10 protein-coding genes are annotated in these 13,283 nt (G+C 70.1%); 5 read left to right on the top strand and 5 right to left on the bottom strand.

Features of this window, described 5'->3' with window-relative positions:
• Positions 1-24: 24 nt before the first annotated feature.
• Together OG371_RS25315 and OG371_RS25310 are read left to right on the top strand one after the other, a co-directional pair.
• Positions 25-666, top strand: a complete 642-nt coding sequence (locus tag OG371_RS25315) for a hypothetical protein (protein WP_329057588.1) — start codon at positions 25-27, stop codon at positions 664-666.
• A 347-nt stretch (positions 667-1,013) separates the two neighbouring features.
• Positions 1,014-1,655 (top strand): DUF6801 domain-containing protein, encoded by a 642-nt coding sequence (locus OG371_RS25310; RefSeq protein ID WP_329057587.1) that lies wholly within the window; start codon positions 1,014-1,016, stop codon positions 1,653-1,655.
• A 58-nt stretch (positions 1,656-1,713) separates the two neighbouring features.
• On the opposite strand, the gene OG371_RS25305 is transcribed toward OG371_RS25310, so the two are convergent.
• Complete coding sequence (locus OG371_RS25305; protein ID WP_442875981.1) at positions 1,714-2,655, bottom strand: RCC1 domain-containing protein; 942 nt, start codon at positions 2,653-2,655, stop codon at positions 1,714-1,716.
• 444 nt (positions 2,656-3,099) lie between these two features.
• On the opposite strand from OG371_RS25305, the gene OG371_RS25300 reads away from it, so the two are divergent.
• Positions 3,100-4,521, top strand: coding sequence for a DUF6801 domain-containing protein (locus OG371_RS25300; RefSeq protein ID WP_329057586.1), 1,422 nt, complete (start codon positions 3,100-3,102; stop codon positions 4,519-4,521).
• Positions 4,522-5,008: 487 nt separating this feature from the next.
• Here OG371_RS25300 and OG371_RS25295 read toward each other — a convergent pair whose 3' ends face one another.
• The gene (locus OG371_RS25295; protein WP_329057584.1) at positions 5,009-6,298 is read right to left on the bottom strand and encodes a helix-turn-helix domain-containing protein; all 1,290 of its coding nucleotides are present in this window, start codon (positions 6,296-6,298) and stop codon (positions 5,009-5,011) included.
• Between the two features lie 334 nt (positions 6,299-6,632).
• Between OG371_RS25295 and OG371_RS25290 the strand changes: the two genes are divergently transcribed.
• Both OG371_RS25290 and OG371_RS25285 read left to right on the top strand, forming a co-directional pair.
• The gene (locus OG371_RS25290) at positions 6,633-7,355 is read left to right on the top strand and encodes a hypothetical protein (RefSeq protein ID WP_329057583.1); all 723 of its coding nucleotides are present in this window, start codon (positions 6,633-6,635) and stop codon (positions 7,353-7,355) included.
• Positions 7,356-7,745: a GntR family transcriptional regulator gene (locus OG371_RS25285; protein ID WP_329057582.1), complete on the top strand. Its 390-nt coding sequence runs from the start codon at positions 7,356-7,358 to the stop codon at positions 7,743-7,745.
• Positions 7,746-7,889: 144 nt separating this feature from the next.
• On the opposite strand, the gene OG371_RS25280 is transcribed toward OG371_RS25285, so the two are convergent.
• The 3 genes from OG371_RS25280 to OG371_RS25270 form a co-directional block, all read right to left on the bottom strand.
• Entirely contained in the window at positions 7,890-8,693 is an 804-nt protein-coding gene (locus OG371_RS25280) for an arginase family protein (RefSeq protein ID WP_329057581.1), read from the bottom strand.
• 121 nt (positions 8,694-8,814) lie between these two features.
• A complete protein-coding gene (locus OG371_RS25275; RefSeq protein ID WP_329057580.1) occupies positions 8,815-12,192 on the bottom strand; it encodes a pyruvate carboxylase in 3,378 nt (1,125 codons plus the stop codon).
• Positions 12,193-12,334: 142 nt separating this feature from the next.
• Positions 12,335-13,228, bottom strand: coding sequence for a S8 family peptidase (locus OG371_RS25270; protein WP_329057579.1), 894 nt, complete (start codon positions 13,226-13,228; stop codon positions 12,335-12,337).
• Positions 13,229-13,283 lie beyond the last annotated feature (55 nt).

Here is a 13,283-nt window from a genome sequence, read left to right as displayed (position 1 = left end):
GTCAAACCACTAAGGAGAACAATCATGTCCATTTCCCGAAAGGTCAGGACCGGCGCGCTCGCCGCGGTGGCAGTGGTCGGGCTGAGCCTGGCCGCCGCCGTGCCCGCATCCGCCGACGTGGTGGAGATCCCGGTCTCCTACGGCGTGGCCGGCAGCACCACCGTGCAGAAGACCGGCAGCGCGATGAAGCTCGGCCCCGGCACCCTCGACGGCGCCCTGCTGATCGACGACCAGACCGGCAGCGTCGGCCTGCGCGCCGACCTGAGCCTGCCGCCCGCGCAGGCCGACATCTCGCTGGCCTCGGGCATCATCCGCATCAAGGCCAAGGTCACGGTGACCCCGACCGCGCCCGCCACCGGCACGATCGCGAACGGCACGCTCACCACGCACGCCACGGCGAACATGGAGATCAGCGACATCTGGGCCGGCTTCGTCGTGCCCGTGATACCGGTGCCGACCGTGCCCGGCAGCTGCAAGACGAGCAAGCCGCTCGACCTCACCCTGACCGCCGAGAACGTCGACATCACCCAGCCCATCACGGTCAAGGGCACCTACACCATCCCGGACTTCACCAACTGCTTCGTCGCCGATCTCGCACTCGGCGCACTGGTCTCGGGCCCGAACAACACGATCTCCCTGACCATGACACCGAAGACGGATTCCTGATTTTCGATCACCATGCCGAAGGGGCGCCGGAATCATTCGGCGCCCCTTCCGCTGTCCGCCGGGAGAATTTGTCATCGGCCGACGAAAACCGCAGATCCTTTAGTCGGGTGATGACAAGAGAATCGGTCCAGCCGACGCGACGGAAAACCCGCACGTCACAGGCTTGTTACTAGTAGAACTCGCGGGTAACCTTGGTTTCGCGACCGGATCCCGATGGTCCGGACGCCCTCTGCAAAAGCCTACTGCGCTCGATGATTACTCTCGAGCCGGGGGGATTTCGTGAGCACGTTGTGCCCGCGCCGAAACGTAGGCCACGCGGAAGTGAACCTCGAAACAAGGAGACCGGCATGTCCCGACTCAGGAAGCTGTCCACGAGCGCCGCGATGACCGGAATCGCCGTGGGCGCCATCGCGGTGCTCACCGCCGGCACGGCGGCCGCGGCCACGACCGTCTACTCGGCCGGCACCACGCCGAACCCCGCGATCACCTACACCTGCACGTTCCCGGGCATCCCGGCGCAGCCGGTGGCGATCACCGCGCACCTCAGCGCGCCCGACACGGTCCCGTCGGGCACCACCATCACGCCGACCGACGTGGGCGGCACCGCGACGGTCTCGGCGACCGTCCACGCGCTGCTCACCGCCGTCGGCCTCGACGGGATCCGGGGCTCGGCCACGGTTCCGGTGACGGCGACGTCGGGCACCCTCTCGCAGCCGGCCGCCACCGGCCTCGACATCCCGGAGACGATCTACCCGGCCGGCGGCCCGATCACGGTGGTCATCTCGCAGGTCGCGGCCTCGAGCATCCCGAACTACACCGCGGGCCCGGCGGGCTCGGCGACGCTCAAGCTCGGCACGCCGATCAGCGCCGCGCTGCAGTTCCACAAGGCGTCGGACGGCAGCTGGTCCAACTGGACGATGAACTGCACCCTCAAGGCGCAGTCGCCGGCGCAGAACACCTCGTTCAGCCCGAACCTCACCATCAGCTGATTTCCAGGGGCACGAAAGCGGGGGCGGCCGTGGTGGCCGCCCCCGTTTTCGTGGCTGGTCACTGGCAGACGTTCAGGTCCGCCTTGAGCACGAACGTCGCCCCGTCGCCCGCGGAGGCGCCGAAGATCGGGGCGCACGCGGAGGGGTCGCTCTCCCCGGAGATGTCGGATCCCCAGAGGACGATCGTGCCGTCGGACTTCACCGCGACGTTGTGGTTCCAGCCGGCGTCGATCGCGACCACCCCGGACGTCGCCTCGGCGGGCACGTCGACCTGGTGGAAGTTGTCCCGCCCCCAGGCGAGGACGCCGCCGTTCTTGAGCGCCAGGCTGTGGTCGTAACCGGCCGAAATCGCGCTGACGCCGGACGTCGCGGCAGCCGGCACCGTCGTCTGACCGTAGGTGTTGTTGCCCCAGGCGAGAACGCCGCCGTTCTTCAGCACGAGGTTGTGGTCGCCGCCCGCGGAAATCGCGCTGACGCCGGAGGCCGCGGCGGCGGGCACGTCGGAGCGCGAACCCCAGCTCACCACCTGCCCGCCCTGCTTCAGCGCGAGACTGTGCACATTGGACGTCGCGATAGCCGTGACCCCGCTCGCGACGGACGCGGGCAGGTCGGTCTGGCCGTACCAGTCGTTGCCCCAGGCGTAGACCCGGCCGTTCTTGAGCGCGAGTTCGTGTGCCCAGCCCGACGCCACCTGCGCGACGCCCGCGCTGAGCCCCGCGGGCACCTCCGTCTGGCCGAAGTTGTTGTCCCCCCACGCAAGCACGCCCCCGTTGCGCAGCGCGAGCGCATCGATCCCCCCGGCCGACATCGACGTCACCCCATCGGCCGACTCCGGCGGAATGGCCAACGTGACCGTGATCGCCACTCCCCAACCGAACACGCCCCCAGCGGGCGCCGCCACGGCCACCCCGCCCGTCCACAGTGGCGCGACCACGGCCAGCGCGGCCCCGAGAACGACACCACGGCGCGGGATCCGTCGGTAACGCGAGACACCAGACACAGCAGCCTCTTTTCTCCGCCCATTTTTCGCCGATGGTCGCAGCCGCCCCGGACCCGGTAAACCGCGGCGGATTTCTTTGTCACCCAGCTACGAAAATGCCCCGCCCAGCACGCAGGATCGGACAACAAAAGCGCCACTCACCAGGGCGTTGACCAGGGGTCTTGTCACCCGCTGAACCCGCGGGTAACTTCGACTCCGGCGGAGCTTCCAGGCATTTGCCCGCCCGGAAAATGGGGCGGTGGAACAACAGTGGCACGACCTTTCCGGCAACGACCCCGGTCTCTCGCGGCGCCGCTTCGTTTCCGGCGACGAGCCCGGTCCCTCGCGGTGCTGTCAGCCCTAGCCGTCCTGAGCACCGCCGGAGGTATCCTGACGGCGGCAGGCTCGTCCGCCGCACCGGGCCCGAACAAGACGGCCACCCACCAGGCCAGCGCAACCGTCGCAATGACCTGCCCCCTAGACGGCCCAGTTCCACTCACCATGCGCACAACCGTGACCGTGCCGGCGTCGGTGAAAACCGGTCAAACGCTGTCCCTCAACGACTTCACCACAACCTTCGCCCTGTCCCACGACGTCGCCCACGCCCTGACCTCAACCGGCAGCCTGGCCGGCGGCCTCACCTTCGGCCTAACAATCCACCGCGACGGCAAGAAGGACACCATCCCCGTCCCGATGACCTTCGCCCCCACCGCGGTCCCCCCAACCGGCGACGTCACCCTCACCGCCACCGGCCAAGCCCCCGGCCTCGCCCTGGACACCCCCGGCGCCGTAACCCTCGACGTCACCGCCCCGACCCTCGCCCTCTCCCCAGCCCCCGCTGGCACCGGCACCGGCTCTGGACCTGGCACCAGCCCCGGGTCCCCAGGTACTCCGGGCACTCCGGGCGACAATCCTCCGGCCCCTCCCAGCAGCGGTGTCCCCGGCAACGTCCCCCCAGCCAACGACTCCTCCAGCACCGGCTCCGACCCGAGCACCCCCACCACCGGCGCACCTCCGCAAACGGGCACCGCTCCCCCCACCGGAACCTCCCCCACCGGCACCCCGCCCGCCAAGGAAGTGACCTGCACCCTGACCCCCGGCCAGCCCACCTCGCTCGGCACGCTCATGGTGCTGCCCGGCCAGGCCGCAGCCGGCAGCGTCAAGGCGCAGAGCGAGAGCGACGAGCCGCTGACGATCGTCACGCCGCTGGTCCTCGTCCGGATCGTCGCCAAATCCACGGTCGTGCGCCTGGGTGCGAACATCACCAGCACGCCCACGGCTCTGCTCAACGGCATCTGGACCATCCGCCTCGACCCGAACACCGGAATCCCGATCGACAGCACCGTCTCGGGCACGACGTCGTTCAAGCCCCAGCAGTCCACCTTCCTCGGCTTCGGCTTCGTCCCGGTGACCGCGACGGTCGAGTTCCTGCCCGTCGATTACCGCAACGCCAAGCAGATCCCCATCACCGGCGCCATCACCACCGACGCGAACAACGTCTCCATCCTCACCAGCCACATCGACGTGATGGCCCGCCTCAGCAACGCCAAGGTGAACGGCCAGCCCCTCGACGTCGGCCCGGACTGCGTCACCTCCCAGCCGGTCGGCCTCGACCTCCGGGGCCCCTACGAGCCACTGGGCGTCGGCTCGATCGGTACCGATCCGAACTCCCCGGACCCCAAGTTCCGCGGTTTCGTCCTCCCGCCCTTCCGCAACTGCGGCGCCACCGAACCCGTGAGCCCGCTCCTCACCGGCATGGCCTCAGGCCCCGGCAACCAGGCCCACGTCGAGACGCTCAACCTGGCCGAGTGCACGTCCCCGGACCACACCCAGTGCCCACCCGACCCGAACCTCCCACCCGCACAGACCGCCAAGTCACCCCGCTAGAACCTGACGAACTCGCCAATCCCCGGCGACATGCCGCACCCTCGGGCAGACAGCGCGTCCGGCAGAGATCCAAACGCTCGGGCAAGCAGCCACATCCGGCACAGATCCCGAAGTGCTCAGGCAAGTAGCCATGTCCGGCACAGATCCCGAGCCGCTCAGGCAGACAGCTACCTCGAGCACGGAACCCCCGGAGCGCTCAGGCAGGCAGCTACCTCCGGCAGAGATGTCGAAGTGCTCGGCAGACAGCAGGTCCGACGGAGATCCCGAAGCGCTCGGGCGGGCAGCCACGTCCGGCGAGGATGCTGAAACGCGGGCAGGCAGCCGTCGCCGAGCGCTCGGCGGACAGCCACCTTCAGCGGGGATGCCGAATCTCCCGGGCGTGCACCGGCCAGGCTTGGCGACTTGCACAGAACCCAGCGCTCCGGAGGGCAAACCGGCCTCGCCATTCCGCGGCCATCGCCCGGGCGTCGCCGCTCAGGCGCCAAGTTCAGCGGTCGCTCCACTGTGGGCTTCTGCGCGGCGACGGCATCAGCTCGCCCACGGGAAAGCCGCCCACCCAGGATTCGCCCGCCGCCGGCGAATGGTCGGGAGAGCATCCGCGCAGCACCAGTTCCAGCTCGAAACGGGCCGACGGGTCGCGCAGCCGGTCGCCGAACGTCGCCTGCAGCTGGCGCATGCGGTAGCGCACTGTCTGGGGGTGAACCTGGAGGCGTTCGGCGATCTCGACGACGTTGCCCTGGCTGTCGAGCCAGGCCCGCAGCGTCTCGAGGAGACGGTCCTGCTGCTTGTCCGTCATTTCGGCGAGCGGCGCGAACAGCCGGGTGCGCAACAGCGTGACCAGCGCGGTGTCGGAGTTCACGAGCAGCGTGGCCAGGTGCTCCTCGGCGCGGATCACGCGTTGGCCGGGGATTCGCCCCCGATCGGCGAGCACCAATGCGGCTCGGGCCCAGCGCAGCGAATCCGCGAGGCTGTCCAGCGGCACGCACGGCCCGATGGACAGGCAGTGGTCCGGCAACGCCGCCTGCAACGTCGCCAGCCGCGCGCCGCCGACCGGGCCCGGGACGACGAGGCGGGGCTCCACGCCATCGAGTTCGGCCAGTACGTCGGAGTCCAGCGTGACGCGCCGGCGCGGATGGGCTTCGAACAGCGGCCGGACGGCAATCGGCGAAACCAGCTCCGGCACCGCCCAGCCGGTGAGCTGAGCGAGTTCCGCCACGGCCTTCGCCGGGGCCGCAGGGACCTCCAGCAGCAGCCCGAGCAGCTTTCGCCGCCACGTCTCCAACGCGCCGGCCGTCCGGGCCTTCGCCTCCAGGTAACCGTCGAGGGCCACCGACGCGAGCTCGTCCATGAACGCCAGCATCGCGTCCGCCAGCTGCGACATCACTGCCGATGAAAGGCCACTGCGCCGCCCGACCCGCATGATCCGCCGCCACGACACCCGCGCGCCAACGCGGTACGCCGACTGCAGCGTGTCCAGGCTGCGGCCCTCGCGCATCTCGTTCTGCCCGAGCCGGTGGTGCACCTCGTGCGACTGCTCCTTGGACACGCTCGGATCGGCGATCTGCGCGACGAACAGCGTGATCGCGTACTCGACCCCCGCCCGGATCGACTTCCCGTACGGCCCGTCGAGCGGCCGCGCGTACGCCGGGATCGTCGCCTGGATCTCGTCGACGATCTCCTCGGAAAGGCTCGCCAGTTCAGGGCGCAGGATCTCGGCCAGCTTCCGGGGCAGCGCCGAGGGCAACACCGGATGATCGAGTCCGCGCTCCACCGACATCGCAGCTCCTTTGCCCCGCCCCAGTTCCCGGCCGTCGCCACGGCGTGGCCGGACACCCCGCGGCCATCGAGGGGTGACACCCGACACATCGAAAAACCACGCCGAAACGTGTCACCCCTCGCAGAAGAAACCGATTTCTTGTCCCGTCCGTGACAAGTTCACGAGAAGCGGCTCGTACTTTCCGATAAATCTCCCCCGGCTGCCGCGAAAAGTACGTACGAACGGACGAACCCGCCCGTCGCCCTCCAGCGGCGCCGAAAACCGAGGTCCTCGCCCGGCGCAGCACAAGGCCGTCTTGTATCATGTGTTTGATACAAGGCTGGAGGGCTCGGCCATGCAACTCGACAACGCGCTGGCCGTCGCGCTGACCTGCGGCGTGTTCGGGCTGGTCATCCTGATCGTGCTGTGGCCGGGTGAACGGCAAGGCGCGCGCCTGCTCGCCAAGTGGGGCCTGCCCGAGGCGACGCCGGACCAGGTCGCAATGGCCGTGCGCTACCTGCGCCGCCGCCGGTTCTGGTACCCGTGGCTGTTCGTGGGCCTGCCCCTCATCCCGCACGCCGGCGACCTGCAGGACTCCAACGGCGGCGGCACGATCGTCGTCACCCTCCTGCTCGGCGCGCTGATCGCCGAAATGCTCGCCCAGCGACCCGCACGCACTGCGCGGCGCGAAGCCACCCTGGCGACCCGTCGGATGCCCGACTTCGTCCCGGTGTGGGCGCTCGTCGTCAACCTCCTCGCCACGCTCGCCGCCGTGGTGCACCTGGCCTTCCTCGGCCAGTGGACCCTGCTCGGCATCACCGTCGCCGCCAACGCCGCGGCCTGGCTGGTGGCCATACTCGCCGTCCGCCGCCCGGCCGAAGGTGACTCCGTCGTCGACCTGGCGCTGCGTTGCCGCAGCGCGCGCGTCGTCATCGGCCTCGGCACGGGTTTGTGCGCCATGACCGGATGGACCGCCGGCAACCTGTCGTCGCTGGTGGCGTTCGTCGTGACGGTCGCGGCGTTCCGCGCGATCGCTGCCCCGCCGGGGAAACTGCCCGCGGCCGCGGCGGCGAAGTAGGTGCCGCTGCGAGTCACGGTCGACGCCGACAGCGGCGTCGCCCCCTGGCGTCAGGTGTACGACCAGATCGTCCGCGCGATCGCGACGGGCGCACTCGCTGACGGCGCCAAACTGCCGCCGATCCGCCAGCTCGCCCGCGACCTCGGGCTCGCTTCCGGCACCATCGCGCGCGTCTACCGCGAGCTGGAGGCCGGTGGGCTGGTGGCCACGGGCCGCGCGAAGGGAACCGTCGTCACGGGTCCGGCCGAACGGCCGAACCGTGCCGGGCTGCTTCGCGAAGCGGCCATGGAGTTCGCCGCCCGGGCACGTGAACTGGACGCCGGACCGGCCGAAGCCGTCGACGCCGTCCGCGCGGCGATGGATGAGAGAGCCTCCGAACACCTCGGCTGAGGAGCCGGATCCGAGCCGGCCGGCGTGGTTTCGCCGTACGACGACCGATCAGCGTCACGGCCTCGGGCACACCTCCTTCGGGCCGCACACGTGCGTGGTCGTCTACCTGCAAGGACACCGGGACGAACAGCCGGTGTCCGGGGCTCAAGCCCGCATCAGCAACCTCCCCACCGCGGCGACGACGGGCTCGAGAACGTTCAGTTCCCTGCCCGTGCCGACGCACTCCGCGATCCCCGCGCCGACGACGTCCATTTCGGACAGTCCGTCGAGCGCCTCGACAAGTTCGGTGATCGTCAGCCCGCCCGGCTCCGGGTAGTTCAGGCCGCCGAATTCGGCCGGGTCCAGGACGTCCAGGTCCAGGTGCAGGTACACCCGATCCGCGCCGGCCGCGCGCAGCGTCCCGGCGACGTCCTTGGTCCGCACAGCCAGCCCGCGGGCGACCGCCTCCTCCTCGGCCGCGTCGAAAGCCCGCGTGCCGAACAGCGCGACCCGGCCGGGCTCCAGCGCTGGACTGGCCGCGAATGACGCGTCCCCCTCGCCGAGCAGCGACCGCAGCACCATCCCGTGGAAGGCGCCGGACGGCGACGACTCAGCGGTGTTCAAGTCCGCGTGCGCGTCGAACCACGCGGCTCCCAACCCTGCGCCGTAACGGAATCGTGCGACCCCGACCGGGATCAGCTCGACGCCGCAGTCGCCGCCGATGGTCAGCACCGGACCGCCAGGAGCCTCCAGCGCGGCCAGTTGCGCCGCCCGGTTCGGGCCGGTGAGCACGGCCCGGTTGGCGACGCCGTCGACCGCGTCCGAGGTCGCCCTGTCCTGGCGGACATGGCGCACCGGCAGTCCGAGCACGTGCCCGGCCAGTTCGGAAAGCGCGAGGCAGCCCTCGACCAGCCCGGTTGCTCTCGGGCCGATCGCGCCCTGCCACTGCGGCACCGCGTTGATCAGCATGCGGCCGACGTTAGCGCGGGCACGCCGAAGAACACGAGCCCAAAACGTCGCGAACGGCCCTTTCGCTACGCAGGGGAGCGAAAGGGCCGTTCGCGACACTGAAAACTGGCGTCGTGGCCGGCTACTCGAGCACGATGAGGAGGTCTCCGCCCTCGACCTGCTGAACGGAGGTGATCGCCAAGCGCCCGACCTTGCCCGCCGCCGAAGCGGTGATGGACGCCTCCATCTTCATGGCCTCGATGGTCGCCACGGTCGCACCGGACTCCACCTCGTCGCCCTCGGCCACCTGCAGCGTCACCACGCCGGCGAACGGCGCGGCAATCTGCTTCGGGTTGCCCTTCTCGGCCTTTTCCGTGGCCGGGATGTCCGAGGCGATGGAGCGGTCCCGGATCTGGATCGGCCGGATCTGGCCGTTCAGCGACGACATGACCGTGCGCAGGCCACGCTCGTCGGCCTCGCCGATCGCCTCCAGCTCGATGAGCAGGCGGACGCCCGGCTCCAGGTCGACCGCGTACTCCTCGCCCGGGCGCAGGCCGTAGAAGAAGTCCTTGCTGGGCAATACGCTCGTGTCGCCGTACGCCTCGCGGTGAGCCTGGAACTCCTTCGTGGGGCCAGGGAACAGCAGCCGGTTCAGCGTGCCGCGACGATCGTCCGTCAGCTCCTTGCGGTCCTCTTCGGACAGTTCCACCACCGGCTTGGCCGCCGAACGGCCCTCAAGAGCCTTGGTGCGGAACGGTTCCGGCCAGCCGCCCGGCGGGTCGCCGAGCTCGCCGCGCAGGAAGCCGATCACGGAGTCGGGGATGTCGAACTTGTTCGGCTCCGCCTCGAAGTCCGCGGGCGACACGCCCGCGCCGACGAGGTGCAGTGCGAGGTCACCGACCACTTTGGACGAAGGCGTCACCTTCACCAGGTGGCCCAGGATCTTGTCCGCGGCGGCGTACATGGCCTCGATGTCCTCGAAGCGGTCGCCGAGGCCCAGCGCGATGGCCTGGGTGCGCAGGTTCGAAAGCTGCCCGCCCGGAATCTCGTGGTGGTACACCCGGCCGGTGGGCGACGCGAGGCCGGCTTCGAAGGGCGCGTAGATCTTGCGGACGCTCTCCCAGTACGGCTCCAGGTCGCCGATCGCCTGCAGGTCGAGGCCGGTCGAGTGGTCGGAGTGGTCGGTGGCCGCGACGATCGAGCCGAGCGAGGGCTGCGACGTGGTGCCGGCCATCGACGAGACGGCGCCGTCCACCGCGTCCGCGCCCGCCTGGATCGCGGCGAGGTAGGTGGCCAGCTGGCCGCCCGCCGTGTCGTGGGTGTGGATGTGCACCGGGAGGTCGAACTCCTTGCGCAGCGCGGTCACCAGCTTCGCCGCGGCGGGCGCGCGGAGCAGTCCCGCCATGTCCTTGATCGCCAGGATGTGCGCGCCGGCGCCGACGATCTGCTCGGCCAGACTGAGGTAGTAGTCGAGCGTGTAGAGCTTTTCGCCGGGGTCGGACAGGTCCGAGGTGTAGCAGAGCGCGACCTCGGCGACGGCGGCGCCGGTCTCGCGGACGGCCTCGATCGCCGGCCGCATCTGCTCGACGTCGTTGAGCGCGTCGAAGATGCGGAAGATGTCGATGCCGGTGGCGGTCGCCTCCTCGACGAAGGCGTGCGTCACCTCGGTCGGGTAAGGCGTGTAGCCGACGGTGTTGCGCCCGCGCAGGAGCATCTGCAGGCAGATGTTCGGCACGGCCTTGCGCAGCTGGGCCAGCCGCTCCCACGGGTCCTCGGCCAGGAAGCGCAGCGCGACGTCGTATGTGGCGCCGCCCCAGCATTCCAGCGAAAGCAGCTGCGGCACGGTGGCGGCGACCACTGGCGCGACGGCGAGCAGGTCCTTCGTCCGCACCCGCGTGGCGAGCAGTGACTGGTGCGCGTCGCGGAATGTCGTGTCCGTGACGCCGATCAGCGGCGACTCGCGCAGCCAGCTCGCGAAGCCGACCGGGCCCAGCTCGATGAGCTTCTGCTTGGAGCCGTCGGCCGGTTTGAAACCGTCCGGGATCTTCGGCAGCTTCGCCGCCGCCTCGGGGGTGCGCGGGCGCTCGCCGTGCGGCTTGTTCACCGTCTGATCGGCCAGGTAGGTGAGCAGGCGCGTGCCGCGGTCGGCGGAGTGGCGCGCGGTGAGCAGGTGCGGGCGCTCCTCGATGAACGACGTGGTGACGTGGCCGTCGCGGAAATCCGGGTCGTCGAGGACGGCCTGCAGGAACGGGATGTTCGTCGCCACACCGCGGATACGGAACTCCGCGACGGCCCGGCGGGCGCGGCCCACGGCGGTCTTGAAGTCGCGGCCGCGGCAGGTCAGCTTCACCAGCAGCGAGTCGAAGTGGGCGCTGATTTCCGTGCCGGAGAAGGCGGTGCCGCCGTCGAGCCGGATGCCGGATCCGCCCGGCGAGCGGTAGGCGCTGATCATGCCCGTGTCCGGGCGGAAGCCGTTGGCCGGATCCTCCGTGGTGATCCGGCACTGGAGCGCGGCGCCGCGCAGGTAGATCTTGTCCTGCGAGAGGCCGAGGTCATCGAGGGTCTCGCCCGAGGCGATCCGCAGCTGGGACTGCACGAGGTCGACGTCGGTGACCTCTTCGGTGACCGTGTGCTCGACCTGGATCCGCGGGTTCATCTCGATGAAAACGTGGTTGCCCTGCTTGTCCAGCAGGAACTCGACCGTGCCGGCGTTGCGGTAGCCGATCTGGCGCGCGAACTTGACGGCGTCGGCGCAGATCCGGGCCCGTAGCTCGGGGTCGAGGTTCGGCGCGGGCGCCAGCTCGACCACCTTCTGGTGGCGGCGCTGGACGGAGCAGTCGCGCTCGTAGAGGTGGATGATGTTGCCCTCGCCGTCGGCGAGGATCTGCACCTCGATGTGCCGCGGTTCGACGACGGCCTTCTCCAGGAACACCGTCGGGTCGCCGAACGCGGACTCGGCCTCGCGCGCGGCCGCCTCGATGGACTCGCGCAGCTGAGCCGGCTCCTGGACCCGCCGCATGCCGCGGCCGCCACCACCGGCGACGGCCTTCACGAACACCGGGAAGCCCAGGTCGTCGGCCGCGGCCACGAGCGCGTCGATGTCGCTCGAGGGCTCCGAAGAGCCCAGCACCGGCACGCCGGCCTCGCGCGCCGCCTTGACGGCGCGGGCCTTGTTGCCCGTGAGCTCGAGGATGTCGGCCGACGGCCCGACGAACGTGATCCCCGCCTCTTCGCAGGCACGGGCCAGGTCGGGGTTCTCCGACAGGAAGCCGTATCCCGGATAAACCGCGTCCGCGCCCGCCTTCTCGGCGGCCGCCACGATCTCGTCCACCGAGAGATAGGCGCGCACCGGGTGACCCGGCTCACCGATCTCGTAGGCCTCGTCGGCCTTCAGCCGATGCAGCGAGTTGCGGTCTTCGTGCGGGAACACGGCAACCGTGCCCGCTCCCAGTTCGTAGCCTGCGCGGAACGCCCGGATGGCGATCTCGCCGCGGTTGGCCACCAGCACCTTGCGGAACATGCCCGGTCCTTCCCGTTTCGGATCGGTAGTGAAGGCACGTTACCCGGTTCTTCCCGCTGTCCGGGAGCCGTTGTCCAGGTGATGGACGTCATGTGCCCCGACCTGGGTGCATGATGCGGGGAGTTCCGCTTCCCCGCAACAGTCAGGGTTTCGCCGCGGGCAGGGTGCACAGGAGCCGGTTGGCCGTTCCGGTGGGCACGTTCTTGAGCACGTCCGGGGTCGCCGCCTGCACCAACGCCGTGGTGACGTCCGCCGGCGAGGCCTCCGGATGCTCCGAGCGGTAGAGGGCGGCAGCACCCGCCACGAAGGCCGCTGCCATCGATGTCCCCGAGAGCGTGCCGACGTTCGACGTCCCAGCGAGCGGCGCCGGGATGTCGACGCCCGGCGCGTACAGGTCCAGGGGTTGCCCGAAATTGGAGAAACTCGCCACCTGGTCCTGGACGTCGCTCGCGCCGACGGTCAGCGCGGCCGGCACGTGCGCCGGCGAGATCTGGCTCGCGTCCGTGCCGCCTTCCCCCGCGGGCACTGCGACGGGCATCACGGCGGCGAGGCCGGTGACAGCGTTGTCGAGCTTCTCGTTGGGCACGCCGCCGATGCCGAGAACGGCGACCGCGGGCTGGTGCGCGTTCTGCGTCACCCAGGTGATGCCCGCGATGATGTTGTCGGTGGAGCCGCCGCCGTCCTTGTCGAGCACGCGGACCGGGAAGATCTGCGCGCCCTTGGCGACGCCGTAACTGCTCCCGGCGATGATGCCCGCCACGCGTGTGCCGTGGCCGTTGGTGTCGGAGGTGTCGGCGCCGGTGGTGAGGAAGTCCTTGCCCGGCGCCACGCGGCCCTGGAGGTCCGGGTGCTTCGCGTCGACACCGCTGTCGATCACGTACACGGTGACGTCCGAAGCGTCGGTTTCGTAGTGGAACTTCTGGTCGAGGCCGGTCCGCTGGTCGATCCGGTCGAGTCCCCAGCTCGGTGGGTTGGCCTGGGTGCCGCCGGCCGCGAGCGCCGGCGTTTGCACGCCCGCCACCAGCAGAAACGCCATTGTCGCCGACAAGAGACCACGCGCCGTCCGATTCCGCATGACTGCGTCGTATCCC

The organism is Amycolatopsis sp. NBC_01480 (genome assembly GCF_036227205.1).
GTDB lineage: Bacteria > Actinomycetota > Actinomycetes > Mycobacteriales > Pseudonocardiaceae > Amycolatopsis.
Note: the sequence above shows the minus strand (reverse complement) of the source record. Positions and strands in the feature narration are given on the sequence as shown.